The sequence below is a fragment of the Bradyrhizobium sp. SUTN9-2 genome (assembly GCF_003122645.1).
GTDB classification, from domain to species: Bacteria; Pseudomonadota; Alphaproteobacteria; order Rhizobiales; family Xanthobacteraceae; genus Bradyrhizobium; species Bradyrhizobium yuanmingense.
In genome coordinates this window covers 2,162,213-2,184,345 of sequence record NZ_LAXE01000001.1, presented here as the reverse complement: position 1 = coordinate 2,184,345, position 22,133 = coordinate 2,162,213, and the positions used below count along the sequence as shown (strand labels likewise).

At 57.5% G+C, this 22,133-nt stretch carries 13 protein-coding genes and 2 pseudogenes; 6 read left to right on the top strand and 9 right to left on the bottom strand.

All coding sequences use genetic code 11. The annotated features are described in order from the left end of the window. Positions 1-2: 2 nt before the first annotated feature. The 4 genes from XF30_RS10270 to XF30_RS10255 all read right to left on the bottom strand — a co-directional run bounded on the left by XF30_RS10270 (position 3) and on the right by XF30_RS10255 (position 5,706). On the bottom strand, positions 3-1,793 hold the full coding sequence (locus XF30_RS10270; protein ID WP_109145643.1) for a nickel-dependent hydrogenase large subunit: 1,791 nt from the start codon (positions 1,791-1,793) through the stop codon (positions 3-5). 12 nt (positions 1,794-1,805) lie between these two features. Next, positions 1,806-2,906, bottom strand: a complete 1,101-nt coding sequence (locus XF30_RS10265) for a hydrogenase small subunit (RefSeq protein WP_109145642.1) — start codon at positions 2,904-2,906, stop codon at positions 1,806-1,808. Positions 2,907-3,656: 750 nt separating this feature from the next. Then, positions 3,657-4,940 (bottom strand): serine hydrolase domain-containing protein, encoded by a 1,284-nt coding sequence (locus XF30_RS10260; protein WP_109142586.1) that lies wholly within the window; start codon positions 4,938-4,940, stop codon positions 3,657-3,659. A 76-nt stretch (positions 4,941-5,016) separates the two neighbouring features. Beyond that, positions 5,017-5,706, bottom strand: a complete 690-nt coding sequence (locus tag XF30_RS10255) for a molybdate ABC transporter permease subunit (protein WP_192893394.1) — start codon at positions 5,704-5,706, stop codon at positions 5,017-5,019. Between the two features lie 1,139 nt (positions 5,707-6,845). Here XF30_RS10255 and dctA point away from each other — a divergent pair. The 4 genes from dctA to XF30_RS10235 all read left to right on the top strand — a co-directional run bounded on the left by dctA (position 6,846) and on the right by XF30_RS10235 (position 12,772). Then, positions 6,846-8,168, top strand: coding sequence for a C4-dicarboxylate transporter DctA (dctA, locus tag XF30_RS10250; protein WP_109142585.1), 1,323 nt, complete (start codon positions 6,846-6,848; stop codon positions 8,166-8,168). Positions 8,169-8,945: 777 nt separating this feature from the next. Further along, the gene (locus XF30_RS10245) at positions 8,946-11,618 is read left to right on the top strand and encodes a PAS domain S-box protein (protein WP_109142584.1); all 2,673 of its coding nucleotides are present in this window, start codon (positions 8,946-8,948) and stop codon (positions 11,616-11,618) included. Continuing rightward, a complete protein-coding gene (locus XF30_RS10240) occupies positions 11,615-12,298 on the top strand; it encodes a response regulator transcription factor (protein ID WP_109142583.1) in 684 nt (227 codons plus the stop codon). Before XF30_RS10245 ends, XF30_RS10240 begins: the two co-directional genes overlap by 4 nt. 87 nt (positions 12,299-12,385) lie before the next feature. Then, complete coding sequence (locus tag XF30_RS10235; RefSeq protein WP_192893092.1) at positions 12,386-12,772, top strand: response regulator transcription factor; 387 nt, start codon at positions 12,386-12,388, stop codon at positions 12,770-12,772. A 909-nt stretch (positions 12,773-13,681) separates the two neighbouring features. On the opposite strand, the pseudogene XF30_RS40040 reads toward XF30_RS10235, so the two are convergent. Together XF30_RS40040 and glmS are read right to left on the bottom strand one after the other, a co-directional pair. Next, positions 13,682-14,020 (bottom strand): annotated as a pseudogene (locus XF30_RS40040) (Effector protein NopP); the annotation flags it as partial. Between the two features lie 218 nt (positions 14,021-14,238). Continuing rightward, positions 14,239-16,065, bottom strand: a complete 1,827-nt coding sequence (gene glmS / locus XF30_RS10225; protein WP_109142582.1) for a glutamine--fructose-6-phosphate transaminase (isomerizing) — start codon at positions 16,063-16,065, stop codon at positions 14,239-14,241. Between the two features lie 1,181 nt (positions 16,066-17,246). On the opposite strand from glmS, the gene gmd reads away from it, so the two are divergent. Further along, a complete protein-coding gene (gmd, locus tag XF30_RS10220; protein ID WP_109145640.1) occupies positions 17,247-18,332 on the top strand; it encodes a GDP-mannose 4,6-dehydratase in 1,086 nt (361 codons plus the stop codon). Continuing rightward, the gene (locus XF30_RS10215) at positions 18,313-19,359 is read left to right on the top strand and encodes a GDP-L-fucose synthase family protein (RefSeq protein ID WP_109142581.1); all 1,047 of its coding nucleotides are present in this window, start codon (positions 18,313-18,315) and stop codon (positions 19,357-19,359) included. The genes gmd and XF30_RS10215 overlap by 20 nt, the downstream gene beginning before the upstream one ends. A 242-nt stretch (positions 19,360-19,601) precedes the next feature. On the opposite strand, the gene XF30_RS10210 is transcribed toward XF30_RS10215, so the two are convergent. From XF30_RS10210 to XF30_RS39770, 3 genes and pseudogenes are all read right to left on the bottom strand, one after another. Beyond that, on the bottom strand, positions 19,602-20,231 hold the full coding sequence (locus XF30_RS10210; RefSeq protein WP_244608890.1) for a tyrosine-type recombinase/integrase: 630 nt from the start codon (positions 20,229-20,231) through the stop codon (positions 19,602-19,604). A gap of 5 nt (positions 20,232-20,236) precedes the next feature. Next, positions 20,237-20,374, bottom strand: a pseudogene (locus tag XF30_RS10205) (IS3 family transposase); the annotation flags it as partial. 512 nt (positions 20,375-20,886) lie between these two features. Further along, positions 20,887-21,696 (bottom strand): effector protein NopP, encoded by an 810-nt coding sequence (locus XF30_RS39770; protein ID WP_283811128.1) that lies wholly within the window; start codon positions 21,694-21,696, stop codon positions 20,887-20,889. Positions 21,697-22,133 lie beyond the last annotated feature (437 nt).

Sequence of the window (22,133 nt, the reverse complement as noted above, 5' to 3'; positions counted from 1 at the left end):
ACCTAACGCACTTTGACTGAAGCCATTTCTTGGCCTTCAGGACTCATCACGTGAGTCGAGCAAGCCAAGCACGGATCAAAGGAATGGATCGTGCGCAAGATCTCCAGGGGCCGCTGCGGATCGACCATCGGGGTACCGATCAGCGAAGCTTCAAAAGCGCCAATATTGCCTTCGGAATCCCGAGGAGATCCGTTCCACGTCGTCGGAACGACACATTGATAATTGTCGATCTTAGCGTCTTTGATTTTGATCCAGTGGCCGAGTGCACCGCGGGGTGCCTCAGTGAACCCGTAGCCCTTCGCCTCCTTACGCCAGCTTTCCGGGCCCCACCTGCTAACGTCGGCAGTTGCCGTACTGCCTGCCTTGAGCTGGACTACGAGCTTATCCTGAAAATAACGCATCTGATGCGCCGCCCACTGGCATTCGAGCGCCCGCGCCGCTGTACGGCCAAGAGTCGAGAACAGCGCAGTCAGAGGGAGATTGAGCCCTTTGAGCAGTCTCTCGGCGGGATCCTTGAACTCGGCTTTGCCTTGCGCATAACCAATGATGTATCGCGCCAACGGCCCGACCTCGACGGCGTGTCCGCGCCAGCGCGGCGCTTTGATCCAGGAATACTTGCCGCCTTCGTCGAGTTCCTTGATATCTGTCTTGCTGCCTTTGAATTTTGACCCAAGTTCAAAACTCGGCTCGGTAATCCCGTCCCAGGGATGGAGCCCACCGCGATCACTGGGGTATTTATACCATGAATGCGCGACGAATTCCTGGATCTGCTCGGGATCACCATGGTCGATCGGCAGTATCTCGTCGAGATTGCCATTAAGAATGACCCCGCGCGGCAGCTTGAGATTTTTCGCAGAGCAGTCATTGGCGTTTTCGGGGATGTCGCCATAGGACATCACGCTTTTGCTCGACAGCCCACCGCCGTGGAGCCAATCCTTATAGAACGAACAGATTGCAGCAATGTCGGGCAGATAGACCTGCTCGACAAACTCGATTGAGCGGGCGATGATCGAGGACACGACATTCAGTCGTTCCATATTGATCGCGCCCACCGCACCGATTCCGTCGATGTTGATCGCGCAGGGTACGCCGCCGACCAGCCAGTTCGGATGCGGGTTCTTGCCACCATAGATAGCTTGGATCTTGACGATCTCCTTCTGGAAGTCGAGTGCTTCCATATAATGAGCTACCGCCATCAGGTTTGCTTCCGGTGGTAGCTTGTAGGCCGGATGCCCCCAATAGCCATTCTTGAACGGACCGAGTTGCCCTGACCCGAAGAATTTGTTGAGCCGGATCTGAAAATCTCTGAAATAGCCGGGGGATGACAGCGGCCACGGCGAGATAGACTGTGCGAGTGCGGAGGTTGACTTGGGATCGGCCTTGAGCGCGGAAACCACGTCGACCCAATCCAGCGCATGCAAGTGATAAAAATGTACGAGGTGATCATGCACGAGCAGGCACAACTGCATAATATTACGGATCGAATTGGCATTCTCCGGAATCGTAATTCCCAGTGCATTTTCAACCGCGCGCACGGAGGCGAGCGCATGGGTGCCGGTGCAGACCCCGCAGATTCGCTCGGTGAACGCCCAGGCGTCGCGCGGATCCCGCCCGCGCAGGATGACTTCGATGCCACGCCACATCGTCCCGCTTGAGACCGCATTGCGAATTACATTGTCGGAATCGAGATTGGCTTCGACGCGGAGGTGGCCTTCGATCCGCGTCAGCGGATCGATGACGATTCGCCTGCCGGAACAATCGAGACTGAACCCATTCGGCGTCTGGACGGCCACCGTCATGTCTCCTCAACTCGGGTCGCCTTTATCGGCCGCGCGATCCGGCTTGTGGGTCAACCGCTTCACGGCGGTTACCGCCGCATGAGCAGCGACCGTTAGCCCGACCACTCCGGCAGCGGCCATGCCGATCTTATCGGCGTTCTCCTCGATGCCGAACTGCTTGATGGTTGTGACTCGGTCGTAAAATGACCCTTTGTCCCAGAAGCTGTCCTCAGAACAACCAAGGCAGCCGTGACCGGATTGAACGGGAAATGAGACGCCGCCGTTCCACCGAACGGCCGAACAGGCATTGTAGGTGGTTGGCCCCTTGCAACCCATCTTGTACAAGCAATAGCCCTTGCGGGCGTATGTATCGTCCCACTTTTCGACGAATTGGCCAGCGTCGAAATGGGAACGCCGATAGCACTTGTCGTGAATGCGCTCGGAGTAAAACATACTTGGACGTCCGAGGCGATCGAGCTCCGGAAGCTTTCCGAACGTGACTATGAAAGTCACGAGACCACTCATGATCTCTGCGATAGGAGGGCACCCGGGCACCTTGATGATGGGCTTGCCGATGATCACCTTATCGATCGCTGCGGCGCCAGTCGGATTGGGCTTGGCCGCTTGCACGCATCCCCAGGACGCACACGTGCCCCAAGCGATGATCGCCATGGCCCCTTCCGCCATCCACCTGAGCTTTTCAACGAACGGTTTGCCGCCGTCAATGCAGAACATGCCACCCTCCTTCAACGGCGGATTGCCTTCGACTGCGAGCACATACCGGCCTTTGTACTTGGCACGGGTTTCTTCCAGGATGGCCTCAGCCTGGTGTCCAGCCGCCGCCATGAGCGTATCGTCGTAGTCAAGCGAAATCATCGACAGCAGCGCGTCTTTAATCAAGGGATGGGCCGAGCGGATAAAGCTTTCCGAGCAACAGGTACACTCGAGCCCGTGCAACCAGATGACGGGCACACGCGGTTTGGTTTCCAGAGCGTGGGCAATACTGCTTGCGGTGAGCGAACCAAGTCCCAAGCTCGCGGCCGTCACACTACAGAATTTGTGGAAACTTCGGCGCGTGATACCCTGACGTCTGATCACGCTGTAGAACGTTTCCGTTACATCCTCCATGAAACCTTCCAAGTGAGTAGTCGTCGCCGTTACGGCTTGCTCACGGTCAGCAAGAACCGGGCCAGCGAAGCCAACCACTTAAGATATCGAGCGACCGCTGAGATTTGCGAAATTGTGAACCCAGCCACCCACCAGTAGCCTTGCCATGGACCTGTCATGCCAATGGCGTTCCGTTTCGGAGATGTGAGCACATCAACAAATCGGTACGATGGCGCACCTCTGCACGGAGACTATCCTACAATCGCTACACTCATCAGCCTGATTGTCGAATAGAATTGCGCAGTTGACGGGCACTGCACTGCCCGCCTCCAATCAGGCTTCCCGATTGCTGACCAACGAGGTGTTCATGCTCTCATCATCGCGACTGCACAGGCAGCCCGTTCAAAAGTGGCCGTCGAGCGAGGAAGAGAGGCGGCAATGGACCGAGCCGCGATGCGCCCCGCTGACGTTGATTTAGGGTCTGGATCGACTCGATCTGACTTTGGTAATAGCGGCTGGTCGCACGTCATCCCTACGGCGCAGCGGGCAAGAGACCGGACGTTTTAAAGTTATCATCAAGGAGCGTTCATCACGCAAGCCAATCGTTGGCAAGGCGCGACGTCTGGGCGCATCGCGACACTCACCGGCTTGCAGGGGCTTCTTCGAAAGGCGATCGCGTCTTGAAGCATTGGTACGATCCATCCGACACGGATGAATGGCAACGGCAAGACTCAGTCGAAATCCATGGGTACTACCAACACTGCCTACCCACTACCCAAAACGGATCATCGAGCCTTTTGGCGGAAAGTCATCGGAATAGACGATATACTGGACTTGTTCGCGGTAGTACTTCCGGATTTCCCCGGGCGCTGCCGTTCCGACCACCACGACCAGACGCTCTTTTGGGTCGCAGAAGAATTGTGTGCCGTAGGCGCCGGTCCAGGTGAACTCTCCTGGATTGCCCGGAACCGCCGAGAGCCCCGCGGTTAGCCGTACAGCCACTCCAAGCCCGAAGCCGAAGCCGGCACGATGCGGCTCGACATTGGCGACTATATTTTTGATCTCTGGCCCAAGGTGGTTGGAGATCATGTGGCCCACCGTCCTCGGACCAAGAATTCGCTGCCCGTCCAGCTCCCCACCGTTGAGCAGCATTTGTCCAAAGCGCACGTAGTCACCCACTGTCGCAAATGCGCAGGCTCCCCCGCAGCCAAACTTCGTCTGGCTTTCGAGGAGTTCGATGTCTTGCGGCTTTCCCGTCAGGGGGTCCTCCGAAAATGGACGCGCGAGGCGCTCGCGTTGCCATTCCGACAAATGGAAAGTGGCATCTTGCATTTTAATGGGCTTCCATAGGTTGCGGGTGAGATAGTCGCCCAATCGGTGTTCGCTGACCTGTTCAATGACAGCTCCCAGCACGTCAGTCGAGAAGCCGTATTCGAATTCAGTCCCCGGTTGGTGCGCTAGCGGCAGCTTGGTAATCGCTTCGATGAAAGCCTGCTTATCGCCCCTTAGGGGCGGATCGGCGAAACCGGGATAGAGACGCGCCACTTGGTCTGAGCTGCCGGGCGCACCGTAGGTGAGTCCGGATGTGTGGCAATAAAGATCGTGGATGTAGATCGCAGAACTCTGTGCTCGAAATTCTAATGACCCGTCATGCTGTGGCACTGCCACCTTCATGTTTGCGAATTCCGGGTAGTAATCCGTAAGCTTGGCTTGTAGAGGCAGGCGACCTTGCTCCATGAGGATTAGCCCCGCAACGGCCACCATCGGTTTGGTCATAGACGCAAGCGCGAAGATCGCATCGAGCCGCATCGGCCTCCCTTTTGTGGGGTCGAGTTGGCCGTACGCTTTGTAGTGAATCAACTTTCCGTCTCTTGCAATTGCAACCACCGCGCCTGGCATGCGTTTAGTTGCGATCTCACGAGCGAAGAAGTCGTCTAGCTTGGCAAGGCGCTGAGAAACGCCTACCTCATCGGCCGCTGCTTCGGGCAGAGGCGCGGAGTGCAGCGAATTGAGAGCGAATCCAGCAGCTGCCGTGGCGATAGCAAGCTTGTTCATTGTACCCTCGGAAGGATGACTGGGCCCAGTTTGCAAGACTGCTGCCCGGCATTATCGGATATGTCGGGAGGCAGCGCTAAGACGATTCAGTGCCCCTCCTGGCAAAGTGTCTGTCGATGAGCGCCAAAGTGAAAATTGTCGCAAAGGCGAACATCACCATACCACCGGCAACCACACCTGCCTCACGCCAGCGCGACGCTTGGACGAAGTCTACGACGTAGGCCGACAACACCTTGGTGCGCCCAGGAATATTGCCGCCGATCATCATCACGACGCCGAATGTGCCGATCGTATGAGAAAAGCCAACCACGGCGGCTTTAATGAATTCCAGTCGCGCCATTGGCGCGGTGATGGCAATGAAGGCATAGAACGGCGGAACGCGCCCGGTCGTTTCCAAGGGGAGATCGCCTATCGCAACAAAGGCGTTACGGATCGGCTGCACGACCAACGGCAGCGCCGAGAGGACCGATCCGACCACGATTCCGGCGAAGGTAAAGGCTAGCGTGCGCTCGCCCCAAAAAGAGGCGAGAACGCCACCCGGTCCGTGGGGGCCGAGCAAAACGAGGACGCAAAAGCCGAGAGCCGTTGGCGGCAGCACCAGCGGCAGGACGATCATCGTGGCCACCGCCTCGCTCGCAAAGGTCTTTGAGCGCGCTAGCCACCAAGCGAGGGGCACACTAATCAAGAGAAGGATCACGGTCGTCACACTGGCGAGCTCAATCGTGAGCGCAAGGGATTGCGAAATCTCTGCCCAAACCACTTCCATCTGCGTCAGCCCGCCAGGGAGCGTGGGCCGACGTATCCTGACAGCGATGGCCTGCACGTGCGGCTCACACGGCGAGGTGGCGCGAATCGCCAGTTCGTTGCGCGGCAGCTCGGGGCGGCCGCCAACTTCACGCGCTTCGTTTGTGCGAGCAAGAGCAGCATCGCAAGCTTCATCGACAACTCCTGTGGCAGGTCCGCTTCGGTCCATATGACGGCTGCAACTTCTCATTTGTCGTCAGCAATTCCTGTGCCGGGTGCGAACAGTGGCAGCTCTGTGCTCCATGCGAGAGAAATTTGCGTGGACGGCGACGGTCACTTTGGAGTGGACCTAACACTCTGTCAGGTTTTCGGCATCATTGTTCCCGAGCAAACAGCGACGGCCCCGCAACGAAGCGTTCGACTTTGCCGGCCGAAGAGGATCGTATGTGGTTGGTCGACGGCTCGCCGCGCCGGTAGTGTAGCGGGCCGAAGCAAGCTCGCCGTTTGGCAGCAACACGAACGGTTAGCCGAGAACTCGTTGTAACGCTGCCTCTGCGAGGTCGCAAAGGCCCGAGGAGCCGCGAGCGAAGGCCGTCTCGTGGTCGACATAGCCAATGCGGATCGTAAGCAAAGGCCTGGAGACAAACGCCCCCGTGCACAGCGAGCTTTGTTGCTAGCCACAACGCAGTTCATCCATCAAAGGCTCTTCAGAACAATCTGTTCCCAAGCCGCGCTTCCATCCGACAAATGCGTGCGATCCAAACTATCGATTTTACCGATGCCGCGTGTTGTTGCATCGATCTCAGCAGTGTGTGCATATCGATCACGTTAATGCTCCCAGGCGAGACGTAACTCCGCCGATGCGGCGCTACGCTGCAATTATTTTGTTTGATCTTGCGCATGCGGTCCGCGCTCAACTCAGCCGATGCGCCCGGGCAGACGACTTGTCCACGACTGATCAATCGGCCGCAGTTTAGGCATCTGGTGCATATCTTGCTTAAGGAGAATGGACAACGTAACTAAGCGCCTGCCCTTGGAAGGACGCGCCGGCTCCCGGAACCGTCTTCAATCGGACACGGCTAAATGATGAGTCTCGTATGACGCTGCCGCCTCTGAAAGGCGCGGCGGCTCGCATTCGAGTATATTCGGGAAGGAAGCGTCATGACCACCATGGCAACTGCGGCGCCCGCACGCGCGTCGCAGGTTTGGTACAAGATACTCTACGTTCAGGTGCTGATCGCGATCTTGATGGGCGCCGTGGTCGGCTGCCTCTGGCCATCTGTAGCCACCAACGACTGGATTAAGGCTCTCGGTGACGGGTTCATCAAGCTCATCAAGATGGTGATCGCGCCGATTATCTTCTGCACCGTCACATCTGGTATTGCGCATATTCAGGACGCAAAGAAAGTTGGGTGCGTCGGCGTCAAGGCGCTGTTCTATTTCGAGATCGTGTCCAGCTTTGCTTTGCTGTTGGGCCTTGTTATGGGCAATCTCGTCCGAATCGGACATGGCCTTGCAGTCAAGCCTGATGCTGCGGCCGTCGCCAATTACGTCAAGCAGGCGGAAGCTTCGAAGACCGTCGACTTTTTTCTCAACATCATTCCCGATAGTGTGGTCGGCGCCTTCGCTCGCGGGGACGTCCTGCAGGTCCTCCTGTTCGCGATCCTTTTCGGCTTTTCTCTGATGGCTCTGGGAAAGCGTGGGGAGCGGCTGCGCGGCATGATTGACGACGTCGCGCACGCCGTGTTCGGCGTAATCGCTATTGTAATGAAAGCGGCCCCGGTCGGCGCCTTCGGCGCCATGGCTTTCACGGTCGGCAAGTTCGGGCCGGCAGCGCTCGGTAGTTTGATCGGTCTGATCGCGCTGTTTTACGCAACAGCCGCGCTGTTTGTTGTGGTGGTACTCGGCCTGATCGCGCGCCTCGTCGGTTTTTCAATTTTCAAGTTTCTTGTCTATATCAAAGACGAGATTCTGATCGTGCTCGGTACTTCGTCCTCCGAAAGCGCGCTGCCGCAATTGATGGAGAAGCTCGAGCGGCTGGGCTGCTCCAAGACGGTCGTCGGACTGGTGGTGCCAACTGGCTATTCCTTCAACCTCGACGGCACTAACATCTATATGACACTTGCAACATTGTTCATTGCCCAGGCACTCGGGGTCGATCTCTCCTTTAACCAGCAGCTCACGATCTTGCTCGTGGCAATGTTAACGTCGAAGGGAGCAAGCGGCGTCACCGGTGCGGGCTTCATCACCCTCGCTGCGACATTGTCGGTGGTAAACCCAGCGCTGGTGCCGGGCATGGCAATCGTGTTTTCGATCGACAAGTTCATGAGCGAGGTTCGCGCCCTGACCAACATCATCGGCAATGGCATCGCGGCCGTGTTCGTATCCTGGTGGGAAGACGAGCTAGAGCATGGGACGCTGCAGGCTCGGCTCAACCAGCCCACAGCTTCGACCACTATCGACCCTACTAGCACAATAAAGTAGGTCCCGGATCTCAACCGCCACCATCCGAACACGAATTGACTCGAATCGGCCAAGCCGACTTAAGGCGAGCTGGCACTTCCTCCTGCGCTCTCCAGTGCACAGCTTGCTCCTGCGTCGCGGCCGGGCAGCTCCCCTGAAAAGCACGCGATCAAAGAAATAGCGGCTTCCTCAGGGCGCCTCTTTGGCGGTCAAGGCTATCTCCATTTAAACTGCGGCGAGTCGCACACGGCAGTGGGTTCGGCGTCATGTCAGCGCTCGATGCCAGCGAAACCAATTGGAGAGGACTCCTTCGCAGCTAGGCGTGATGACCCAATCGCAGGGGTAGCGCTCGCGCAACTTTTCGTTCCCGTCCCGGCATATGAAGGTTGCGCTTACCTTCGCAGACTGTGCCGGGGCGTCCGCTTGTTTCTGTTCTTTGCCGGTTCGGAGGCGCGCCTGATCGTTTAGCTTCAACCTCTCGGTTGAACTAAATCCTCGGTCCTCGTTCCGGGGGCGTAAGGAGGGCGCATCGGGGGCAGGCTCGAACGAATGCCGGGAGGGCTATCGGCAGGGGCGAAAAGCACAAGTTTCAGCTTCGAGTGCTGCCCGTCAGCGGCACCTCATCAAAAGTTTAGGACGACTATACGCATGTTTATAATGCGTTTTTTCCCCGCTCATGCTGAGTTCGGCAGCAGGTGATCAATCTCGGACAGGCTTGGCACAAACGTCGAAGATTGCCCCATTTTTGCCTAAAATGCTATAGCTCTCCCGCCGGAGAACAGGCCGTACGGTCTCAAAATGTCTATCCAGATCAGCAGTCTTAAACGTTCAGCCCCTCAGTTGACCTTCGGCGGCATAACGCTAGCCGCTGTTACATTGAGTTGCGTATACCTTAATGCCCATTTTGCCGCGACGGCGTTCGCCTATTTGTTAGTAGTCCTGCTGTTTTCGTTGATGGGCAGCTTCATTGCGTCATCCGCGCTTTGCATCATGGCAATCGCTGCTCTCGCATACTACTTTGCGCCGCCGGCGTTCAGCCTGCAAATCGATGACCCCCGCGATCTTCCGGTGGTTGTCGCATTCTTTGTTGTCTCAACTGTAGGAACGTACCTGATCGGAAAGCTCCGTCAGGAAAGAGAGGCTGCGCGTGTGGCGGCGGTCAAGCTTCAGCGTAGCGCGGCGGATTTGGAGGATCGCGAAAAACGGTGGCGAGCAATCTTCGAGCACAATCCGGCCATGTACTTCATGGTGGATGAAGCCGGCACTGTCCTTAACGTCAATACATTCGGCGCGACACAACTCGGCTATGCTCCTGCAGAACTGATCGGTCACTCCGTGCTCGGCATATTTCTTGAGGAGGATCGCGCATTCGTTCACAAATGCATTCGGGCGTGCCTTGAGGATATTGGACAATCGCGCACGTGGGACGTCCAGAAAGTCAGGAAGGACGGCTCCGTATTGTGGGTACGTGAAAACGCCAAGGCCATGCTCTGGGCCGACGACCGGCCCATTGTCCTTATCGCCTGCGAAGATGTCACGGAGCGAAAGCGGACCGAACTCGCCCTGCAGCGGAGCGAAGCGCATTTGGCTCAAGCGCAGGAGTTGAGTCATACAGGCAGCTTCAGCTGGAACGCCGCCACTGGCGAGGCGTTCTGGTCAAAGGAAACATTTCGGATTTTCCAGTTAGATCCTCAAACGATCCCCTCGCCGCAGCTTGTCATTGATCGCACTCACCCAGATGATAGGGCTTCGGTTAAAGAGGTTATCGATGGAGCGATGCGAGACTTGAGCGGTTTCGAGCACGAGTATCGATTGCTGCTACCAGACGGCTCTGTGAAGCACATCCGTGCAAAGGCACGGCTCACGAGAACCGCTTCCGGTGAAATCGAGTTTGTTGGGGCAGCTACCGATATTACGGGAGCGAGGAGAGCAGAACAGCAGTTGCGTCGCAGCGAGGCCTATCTGGCCGAGGCCCAGCATCTCACCCACACGGGCAGCTGGTCCTGGGACGTCCACGGGCTAGACTTCATTTATCGGTCCGCGGAAGTTGATCGATTGTTCGGCTTTGACCCACAAGAGCCGGTATCGATAGAGACCATTCGCTCGCGCATCCATCCGGAAGACTTGCCACGGTTACAGGAGGTGCAGCGCCAAGCGAGAGAAAAGGAGCAGGAGCGATTCGAATATGATTTCCGTATTCTTCTGCCAGATGGCAGGACAAGGCGCATACACTCCGTTGCGCATGTTATCGCCGCTAGCGATGGTAAGGTCAGCGAGCTGATCGGAACACATATGGATGTCACCGATCAACACGCAGCTAGGGAACGCCTGGAAAACACACTTGTCGCGCTGCGCGAAAGCGAACAGCGCTTTCGCGACTACGCCGAGACAGCTTCCGATTGGCTTTGGGAGACCGGTCCAGATCATCGGGTCACCCGCTTATCCGAGCACACCCGCACTGCAGGAATTTTGGCCACAGGATTGATCGACCTGCTTCGCTGGGAGATTGCGTGCGACGCCGAAGACGAGCCCGAAAAGTGGCGGCAGCATCGGGCGACGTTGCAGGCGCGTCAGCCGTTTCGGGATCTCGTCTACCGTACCGTGAATCGCATGGGATCTCCGATCTACGTCCGCACCAGTGGCAAGCCTTTCTTCGACGGAAACGGTAATTTTCTGGGCTACCGTGGCGTCAGCACTGACATCACATCCATCATTCGCGCGGATCAGGCCGAACAAGACCTGAGAAAGGCCCAGGCGGAGCTTGCACATGTGACGCGTGTAACGACGTTAGGAGAACTGACAACCTCCATCGCCCACGAGATAAACCAGCCACTCGCCGCTATTCTCACCAACGCCGATGCGTGCCTCGGCTGGATGGCTCGCGAAACTCCCGATCTTGCCGAAGCGCGCTCTTCAGTGGAATGGATCATCGAAGATGCGATCCGGGCAAGCGAGGTGATCCGGAGTGTTCGCGCACTCGCGAAGAAAGGCGAGATTGAGATGGTGCCGCTCGACATTAATGATGTCGTAAGGGACGTCATTGCGCTGGTAACACGAGAGCTGGTGAGCCACCGGGTGACGTTGCGAACCGAGTTGGCGGCCGTGCTGCCCAGGATCCTCGGTGATCGAATTCAGCTACAACAGGTGATCATCAATCTGGTAATGAACGGAATCGAAGCGATGGACGCAATTACAGACCGGCCGCGCGAACTTCTGATTCAATCATCCAAGGACGATCTGGGGCGCGTGCAGCTTGCCGTGGCCGATTGCGGCGTCGGGATCGCTGAGAAGGACGCTGACCACGTTTTGGATCCCTTCTTCACCACAAAGTCGAGTGGTCTTGGAATGGGACTTTCGATCTGCCGTTCTATCGTGGAGGCTCACGGAGGGCGGCTGTCGCTTCTTCATAAAGATGAACCGGGCGCGACCTTTCAGTTTGTCCTGCCCGTGCATAAGGAGGCTCTCCAATGACAGGACCATTTGACTCGCTAGGTGAGAGTAGCAATGCCGAGGCCTCGACGAAGGCGATCGTCTTTGTCGTTGAGGATGACATCTCCGTGCGCCGCTCGCTTACTAACCTTTTTCGCCAGGTAGGATTGGAGGTCGTTGCGTTCGGATCGGCCCGGGAAATGCTGCAGAGCACAATTCCGGACGTCACAAGCTGTCTGGTTCTTGATGTCCGGCTACCAGGCCTGAGCGGCCTTGACTACCAGACCGAGCTGGCCAGGTTGAACATACACATCCCGATCATTTTCATCACCGGTCACGGCGACATTCCCATGACCGTCAGGGCCATGAAGGGAGGTGCGGTCGATTTTCTCAGCAAGCCGTTCCGCGATCAGGAATTGCTTGATGCCGTCGTTGCGGCGACCGAACGCGATCGCAAAAGACGGGAAGCTCAACGAACCGTCGCGAACCTGCAGTCTCTATTTGAGACCTTAAGCCCGCGAGAGCAGGCCGTGATGAAACTGGTCACGGCCGGCCTGATGAACAAGCAGGTAGCCGCCGAACTTGGGCTCGCCGAAATTACCGTCAAGATCTACCGGGGTCATGTCATGAAAAAGATGCGTGCCCGGTCGCTGGCCGAGCTGATCAGAATGAGCGAGACGCTGGGACTTCGTGCAAATCGTGCTGAACAAACGCAAGTATGATTTTACAGCTTCATCTCTCCAGCCCACTTTCGCCGAAAGGTGGCTAACGCTTTGATAGCCACTGTTCCTGCGTCAGGAGGGCTCATCTTGTCCACGCCTTTGATTTCCGTCGTTGACGACGACGCCTCAGTCCGTGCGGCGACAGGGAACCTCTTGAAATCGCGTGGCTACGTCGTGCAGATATTTGCATCGGCCGAGGCGCTCCTGCGGTCGCCGCAGTTGAACGAGATATCCTGTGTCATCACCGATGTGCAGATGTCGGCTATGAGCGGGCTGGAGCTGCTGGCGCAAATGCGGACGCGTGGTTACGAAGCACCTTTCATTTTCATTACAGCGTTCCCCAGCGAGCGCGTGCGCACGTCAGCCCTGGAGGCGGGCGCAGTTGGCTTCCTCGCCAAACCATTTGGCGGACAAGAGTTACTTAAGTGCCTCGACAACGCACTGAAGGCATATAGCGCCCGAGGCGGCATCTGATTCCAACCTGCAGCTTGAGTTCAAGCCCGATCTGAAAGCTCGTGGGCAACAATCAAGTCAGCTGACAGTGTATTCTCAGTCCAAACCCTGGGTTACTCTAAATATGCTAGCGGCCAGCAATTTCTTGCGCCTCCAGGCTTTACGGATTTGGGCGGCTGCAGAACAGACCTATCTTGCGAGAGACGCTGGCACGGACTCATTCCACGCCTAAGCTCATGGTAATGCTGCCCCAGAGCCGTCGTTGCGCCTAAGCACTTCTTAGCTCCATCTGGAGCGAGGTTTTCTATTCCATTGCAGAGCGGAGTTGCCCGAGTGCGCCCGGCACGCACGAGATTGGCTATGCTGGGCGCCCACCGTGGTGACGACAAAAATGGAGCTTCGCTCGTAGCCCTCATGTCTTGCGCACCGCTTTTCTGGTGAGAGTGTTCTGCACGATCCTCGTGCTCACCGGATCGTTACGTCCGTTGACGCTTGCTGACCATTGGGCGCAGCTTCGCTGTACATTGTGACGACCGACTCTCGTCAGGCGTCCACGCCATTATTTGTTCGCAACCTTCATCGCCGGAAGACTTGTGGTCCAAGCCGTCCAACGTGCTCCGCGCCACACGTCCCGGCCCCCGGTTGGCCCGGGTGGGGCAGAACAGGTCGTCGCCGCAGGCAAGCATTCTCCAGCAATAGGCCTGTTCAATAGGCCCCTATTTCGCAGACGCGAACAATCAGCAACTGCTCAGCCAAGGAGAACTGAGGAGCGAGCATTCTGAGCCAAACAAGGCACTTCTGAGCTAAACGACGCCGGCGCAGAGAAGTGCGGCACAGACTAGATCACTTCGGGTGAAATGCCCGGTGATTCATGGTTACATGAAATCATCCTCGTAATCGTATGTTGAAGCACTCGCTGGCACCTCGATTTTACTGATGCTCGAGCAGAATATCGCCAGCGTTCTCGACAAGCGGATGAACGACCTGAGGATCTACGGTAGCGGTCGTCCCAGATCGACCGGGAAACAGCTCCTGCCAGTTTTCGACGTCGAAATTCGTCCTGCTGTCGCCTCCTTCCATTCGTAGGAGACCGACACTCTCGTTGCCTAGTTGATAGCTAAAGTATCGCGCGTTATCAGAATCTGGAGCTGTTCCATACTTCTGTGCAACCTCTGCAGTTCGTGCGGCTTTCTGAGAGACGAAGTCCGAATATTCTTGTGGGTTATCCGCGATGTACCTGATTTCGTCGCTGTGATAGCCCTCTGCTGCTTTTCTGAACGACCGCTAGCCTCCTCTGCGGTGGCCGATCCCACTACACCGAGGCCGGCTGACGGTAGCATCACTCGAGGTTGCGAGACCCCACGGCAGCTACCAGCGACTCCGGATCAGGAACTCGTCGAGATCCATGACCCACAAACCGAGGAAAGGAGAGGCAAGCGGAACGCGTCGGCGCCGACACCTGACGCTTCGATAGCAACACTGCAGCCTCATTCCACAGTGACGGATTTCGCGAGATTACGCGGCTGATCCACGTCCGCGCCGCTTACGAGGCCGGCATGGTAAGCCAAGAGCTGGACCGGAATGGCATAGACCATTGGCGTAAAGCTTGCGACCATTGTCGGCAGAACGATGGTCACGAGCGTGTCCACCGTCGCTTCTGAAGCGCCCTTCGCATCGGTGATTAGGATGATCTTGCCGCCCCGAGCCGCCACTTCTTGCATGTTCGAAATGGTCTTCTCGAAAACGCCGTCGTAAGGCGCGATCACCACCACAGGCATAGCCTCATCGACCAGTGCGATTGGCCCGTGCTTGAGCTCGCCGGCGGCATAACCTTCTGAGTGGATATACGAAATTTCCTTCAGCTTGAGCGCGCCCTCCAACGCCAGCGGAGCCGATGTGCCACGACCGAGGTAGAGTGCCGCCCTCGCGCCCGCGATATAGCGCGCGAGCTTCTCAATCTGCGGCTCGACCAACAAGGCCGCAGCCACCAACCGCGGCACCTCGATGAGCTCTTGCACGAGCTTCGATTCATCGATTTCAGACAGCTTACCTCGCTCTCTCCCTGCTGCGATGGCAAGCACCGCCAGTACCATCAGCTGGCAGATGAATGCCTTGGTGGAAGCGACGCCGATCTCCGGCCCCGCCAGCGTCGGCAGAACGGATTCGCTCTCGCGCGCAATCGTCGACGTCGGGACATTAACTACAGATATCGTATGCAGGCCCTGATCCTTGGCGTATCGCAGCGCAGCTAGTGTGTCGGCCGTCTCGCCCGATTGCGAGATGACGATCGCGAGATCGCCCCGGCGCAGAGGCGCCTCCCGATATCGAAACTCAGAGGCTACATCTATTTCGACAGACAAACGCGCCAGCCGTTCGAACCAGTATTTGGCTATGTGCCCGGCATAGCTTGCCGTGCCACACGCAGTAATTGAAATGCGTTGAATGGAATTGAAGTCGAAGGGCAAGGCGAGCGGCAGCGCTACCCGCTTAGCCGCCACATCGAGATAATGCGCCAATGTCTGGGCGACCACTGTCGGCTGCTCGTGGATTTCCTTAGCCATGAAGTGGCGATAATTCGCCTTGTCCGCAAGGAGAGACGACACAGCAAACTTTGATGTTTCCCGTCGGACGACACAGCCGTCTGCACCATAGATCACGCACGTCGCGCGCGTAAGCACGGCCCAGTCGCCGTCCTCAAGATAGGTAATGGTATTGGTCAGAGGCGCGAGCGCGATCGCATCAGATCCTAGATACACTTCACCGTTACCATGTCCGATCGCAAGGGGCGACCCCTTGCACGCACCGATCAAAAGATCGTCGCGGTCCTTGAAAAGGAATGCCAACGCGAAGGCACCGCGCAAGCGCGGCAACGACGCCTGCACCGCATCCTGCGGTGAGTAGCCGTTTTTGAGGTAGAACTCGACGAGATGCACCACAACCTCGGTGTCCGTCTCTGAGTAAAACTCGGCTCCATTTCGTTCCAGCTCCGCTCGCAGCTCGCGGAAATTCTCAATGATCCCGTTATGAACGATAGCGACATTTTCCGTCGCATGCGGATGAGCATTGCTCTCGGTCGGCTTTCCATGAGTCGCCCAGCGGGTGTGACCGATGCCGCTTTGACCCACAGGAGGACTATAGCGCAACTGCTCCTCAAGGTTTCTCAGCTTACCTTGAGCGCGGCGCCGCTCGATACGGAGACCTTCGAGAGTCGCGAGACCCGCTGAGTCGTAGCCACGATATTCCAGTCGCCTGAGAGACGCGACCAGCTTCTCAACGACCGGGCCACGCCCCAGAATGCCAATAATTCCACACATATCAATCCATGTAGCCCAACTTCGAGGAGTCCGGCGACCGCGCTATAGGAGCCCGTGATAGAACTCGCTTGCCCGATAACAACGGGTTTCAAGTTCGGAATCTTCCGCGGGCGCCTTTATCGCATCTGCATTCGCCCGCGTGATTTGGATCTTTTCCAGCCATCGGCTTCATTTCTTCCTTTAGCTAGCTAGTCGAATAGACGCTGCGATGGTGTCGCCAACGCCGTCACCGCCGCAGTTGCGCCTACACGCTAACATCCAGCTGGCACAAACAAACTCACCCGGACTAATGAGCCATCTCGCGACCCTCCTTCTAAGTTTCCAAAAAATGGGCAGCGATACCGGCCCCCGCGATGAAGTTGATGCGCAACAACAGAGTCTATGCGTCTCAGGATCGAGGGGAGAGCGGTCACCTTTGGTCTGGGCTTCTCTCCGCCTCAGACGGAAAAAGAACGCTGCCCACATTCTCTGCATGGTCTGGCTGGTGATATACCTGCGCGGCGGCTCTAGCTTGAATTGTCCAGTTCTCCTGAGAACGAATTTGCGGCGCGGGCTCAAAGACTTGTCATACTCTGACTGAGGCAACTTACGTTCAGTCAAGATTAGAGGATCGGCGTCGAAGCTCCATTGTACTAACGTAAACTTTCGATATCGAAACGTTCGACGGTCTATACCCACGTTTGCCAGTCCTTATCATTTTGTCTTGCGTCGGCTGTGCATCGCCAGCTGCAAACCAGCTATTGGGGCGGCATGGACTATAGTTCTTATACCGACCGTTAAGCTGCCCCATTATTTGGAAGCCGCAACCCGCCGCTCCTCTGCGCCTCCCTGAGAGCGCGCGGATGCATACATGCGCATGAGAATAGATGCGCATGAGAATAGATAAGGCTCACAGATGGACGCCATCTGTCTCATTGGAAATATAGTCAGCCGGAAAGCGCGCCCGAGCGGGCGTACCGGCGCTTACAATTCATCACCTGCCTAGGATCATCGCCGTTGCGACGTCGCTTGAGTATAAATCAACGTATATGGTGTTGTATTCCTTCATGAGGTGTATGACAGGGGCTAACGATCTCGCTCTTTTAGTGAGATTGGAGCGAGCGTGCGCATCTCGATTTTCGGGAAGCGACTACGCAATGGCTTTTCATAGCGAACTCTTTCCGGCGCAACTAAGCGAGATCATGGTGGCTCACAATTCAAACCGGCGCGTCGCGATGATTACTGGTGTCACCGGGCAAGATGGCGCATATCTGGCGCAGCATTTGCTCGGTCTCGGCTACACCGTGCATGGGGTCAAGCGCCGGTCGTCCTCCTTCAACACCGCGCGCGTCGATCATCTCTACAAGGACCCGCATTTCGGCGATGTGCCATTCCTAATGCATTATGGGGACATGACGGATTCGTCCAACCTGATCCGGCTCGTCCAGCAGATTCGGCCGACCGAGATCTATAACCTGGCCGCACAGAGCCACGTCCAGGTCAGTTTCGAGAGTCCGGAATACACCGCCAATGCCGACGCGATCGGTGTGCTGCGCCTGTTGGAAGCTATCCGCATTCTCGGCATGGAAAAGGAGACGCGCTTCTACCAAGCCTCGACATCCGAGCTTTACGGCCTCGCGCAAGAGGTGCCACAGAAGGAAACCACGCCGTTTTATCCGCGTTCGCCCTATGGCGTCGCCAAGCTCTATGGCTACTGGATTACGGTGAACTACCGCGAGGCCTACGGTATGTTCGCGAGCAACGGCATCCTGTTCAACCATGAAAGTCCCATCCGCGGCGAGACGTTCGTGACCCGCAAGATCACCCGCGCCGTTGCCGGCATCGAGGTCGGCATCGAGAACAAACTCTATCTCGGAAATCTCGACGCCAAGCGCGACTGGGGCCATGCCCGCGACTACGTGGAAGGCATGCACAGGATCCTGCAGGTGGACGAGCCCGGTGATTTCGTGCTTGCGACCGGCCAGACATGGTCTGTCCGGGAGTTCGTCGAGCTGGCGTTTGCCGAGGTCGGACGCAGCATCGAATGGCGTGGTAAGGGCATCGAGGAGGTCGGCGTTGATAAGGCTTCTGGCAAGACCCTGGTACAGGTCGATCCGACCTATTTCCGTCCGACCGAAGTCGATCTCCTGATCGGGGACGCCAGCAAGGCGCGCGCGAAACTCGGCTGGGCGCCGAAAACGTCGTTCTCGCAGATGGTGAAGGAAATGGTCGCCAGCGATCTCGTCCAAGCCAGACAGGACGCAGCAAATGGCAAGCGCGGCGTTTGAGCTGAACGGCAAGACCGTTTTCGTCGGCGGCCATCGCGGCATGGTTGGCGCGGCGCTGATGCGCCGACTGGCACGCGAGCAGGTCGATCTCTTGACGGTGTCACGAAGCGAGGTTGACCTGCGTGATCAAGCCGCGGTGACTGCCTGGTTTGCAGCGAAGAAGCCGCAAGCGGTGTTCCTCGCCGCAGCCAAGGTCGGCGGCATCGTCGCCAACAACACGCTGCGCGCCGAGTTTCTCCACGACAACCTCTCAATATCGAGCAACGTGATCCAGGCGGCCCATGCCAACAGATGCGAGAAGCTGATGTTCTTCGGCTCCTCCTGCATCTATCCGCGCCTGGCGCCGCAGCCGCTGCGAGAGGACTCGATGCTGACCGGCCCGCTGGAGCCGACCAACGAGCCCTATGCAATCGCCAAGATCGCGGGCATCAAGATGGCCGAGGCGTATCGCAGCCAGTACGGCGCCGATTTCATCAGCGTGATGCCGACCAATCTATACGGGCCTGGCGACAATTATCACCCCGAATACAGCCACGTCATGGCCGCGCTGATCCGCCGCTTCCACGAGGCCAAGATTGCGGGCGGAAGCAACGTCGTGGTGTGGGGTACCGGCAAGCCGCGCCGCGAATTTCTCTACGTCGACGATCTGGCCGACGCCTGCATCCATTTGATGAAGACCTATTCCTCGCCAGAACCGGTCAATATCGGAACCGGCGAGGACATCAGCATCGCCGAGTTATCACTCATGGTTGCGGCCGCCGTCGGCTTTCGCGGTGAGATCAGCTTCGACACGTCGCGCCCCGACGGAACGCCGCGCAAGCTGCTCGACGTCAGTCGGCTATCCGGGCTCGGCTGGCGCGCCACCACCTCGCTCAAGGAGGGCATTCAGCTGGCATACCGGGCGTTTCGCACTGAGAGCGATCGACGGCACAAGAGTGATCGGCTTGTTCTCGAAAAGGAAGCCTGCATCACGGATTATAGCAACCCCACCAATGATCCGAATGGCGGGCCGAGCCATTCACTATGATCGGTAAGTCCACCTTTTTATCAAGAGAGCACCGACTGTCTTTTGTCCCTCCCGTGGGTCAAGCTTGGTTCCGAAGCCGTGAACATTCGGCGCCGCTTCGCCTAGCAGCCAACAGCGGACGTAAGCGGCGCTCCGCCTCAACCTTGTAGAGTTCGAGCTGATCGGCAAGATGCGAGCCGAGTTGCGTCCGGCCACATTCAGCATGGCCAGGAGCTTGTCGGGCGCCCGGAATCGACCGGGCGTCAGCATCGGCGGCGACATGGCGGCGAGCGCTTCGAGCTTCTCTGTCGGATCGGCGCGAAGGTAGACCTCCTGCTTTGCAGGCTGGCGTGTCCGGGCCATAGCGAGACTTTCCGGACGTCGCGAGTCGCCTGAAGCGTGTGCATGGCGCATGTATGGCGCAGTACGTGAGGACTGACGCCTTTGCCGGCGATCGACTGCGCCTTGCGAGTGGCGACGGCGGCATGCTTGGTCAGGATGTATTCAAAGCCCGAGCGGGTCATCGCCTGAGCACGGGCGTTCAAGAACAGCTCAGGAGCGTCGGTGACTGGGCGCACTTTGAGCCAAGCCTTCACAGCTGCAGCCGTTTGTTTCCAGCGCGGCAAGACACGTTCACGACGGCCCTTGCCCATGATGTGCACGCTGGACATGGTCTGGCGGTCGATCTGATCGAGCCGGAGGCCGACCAGCTCCGACACGCGCATTCCTGCGGCGAAGGCCAGATGCAGCATGGCTCGATCACGGATGCCGGACACGGTGCTCGCGTCTGGCGCATCTAACAGAGCCTGCAGCTCGTCACGAGGGAGATAGCCGACGTCCTCGAAGCTTCGGCCTTGATTTGTTTGCGTACCGCCGGTTTCAGCTTGTGTCATCTCATCGCATCATCCGCCCGGGACGTCTGGTATCTGATCGTCATGCGGCAACAGCCGATGGCTTTACACGCCCGGCGTTCGCCCATCCCGTAGGCATCCACGAGATGCTCGACAGCTTTCCGCTTCCTCGCGGGCGTCACCACTAATGGGATGGTCCGCCCCGTCCTCCTCCCTCATGATAGGAAGGTCCGATCAAAAGAGGAGAGTATCATGGCACATCGCAATTTGCCGCGACCTGCGGCTGTCTATGGAATCGACATTGGCAAAACCTGTTCCACGTCGTTGGCGTGAGCTGCGACGGCACACCTGTTCAGAAAGTTCGCTTTGGACGGGAGACCCTTCTTCGCACAACCAAGCATAGTTGGCATGGAATCCTGCGATGGCGACGAGGACATAATGACGCTCGCGCCTGCCATAGGCAATCCGCTCCTCCCGCCCGGGCGGCAGTGGAAAACCCCGGCCGGAACCTGGGGTTTTCCTTTTGAGCTATTATAGGCACCAACTCTCGTAACCGCCGGTGCGATCAGTACAGTAAACCTCACGGATTGAGCCGAATTGGCTTCGGCTTCGTTCCGTCCAAGGCTCGATCGTAAGCCGCAGGTGTCGGTTGGTTTGCGCTCCTGCTCCACCTCAATGGATTGGCGGAGATCTCACGTCACATAAAGTCTCCATCCGAGTCGGAGTCTGATGAAGGCTCATCATCGCTCGGCGTTTTGAGTTTGGAGAGATACGCCGGAGAACTGGTTGCGCGCTGCCATTCACCATCCCTATATCTCCACTGTCTGGACTGGGTGGGATCAAGTACCATATCATTGCCACCTACATCAACGAAGCCCATTTGTTCTGCACGGGCTCTCGCTTCGTCATTAGCAGGACGCCAGTTCACCAGCGGCCGTTCGCCGTCTTGCCGTAGTTGGTGCTCGAGCAGAATATCGCCGGCGTTGCCGACGAGCGGATGAGCAACTTGAAAATCCACGATTGATGTGACGTTAGTTCGTCCGGGGAACTGTTCTCGCCACCCTTGGCCGGTGAACTCAGTCGCCATGGGAAATCCGGCTTCCGTTCTTTGGAGACCGACGCTCCTATTTCCTAGTTGGTAGCTGTAATATCGAGCGGCATCAGAATCCCTGCGGATCCCGAAACTGCTAGCGACATCCGCGGTGCGCCTAGCTCTTTCGGAGACAAAATCTGAGTATTCCTCCGGATTGTTGGCGATATGATTGATTTCTTCACCATGAAAGCTCCTCACCCGTTCTCGGAATTCGGCTTGGTCGATCTCAATAACGGGAGGTCTTGAAGCGAGGTAATAACTCGGCTGGGAGGATGAGCTGGCACCCGAATCCTGCAATCCCATTCTACCGAATGCGTCCGCGAAATAGTCGGCATTCCTGTGCTCCTGGGAGCTTGCGTAATGATACTCATCATCGGATGGAACATCCGACCAATTGTTAATTCGACCGTCCATGACGACCACACTCCTATAGCTGTTGCATTGTGTTTAGGTCATTAGACCTGACTGCGCAGATAAGCAGCTTGGCTGTCCGTAAGCTGACGTCAAATAAACGGAAAACTAAATTCGCTGAAACGATAGGCATACAAATTCTACTCCGACCATGGTGCCCAGCGATGTCAGTGAGGCGTGACAGCCCGCGCCACCTGACGGTATTGCCAGGCGGCGGATCGCTGGCGCGGGCGAGATAACCGCCGAGCGGGGCGATCTTGATCAGACAGTGCGAGAGCGTCTTTCTTGCTTTTGGTTCGTCGTTGACGAGGCGACCGAGCACGCCGATTTCAGTCGCAGTCAACGCGGGGGTTGGCGGCGCGTCTGCGGCGGAACGGTTGAGCATCGTCATCCAGAAGACACGCCAACTCAGGAAAGAGCGAGATCAGATTGGTCAGACG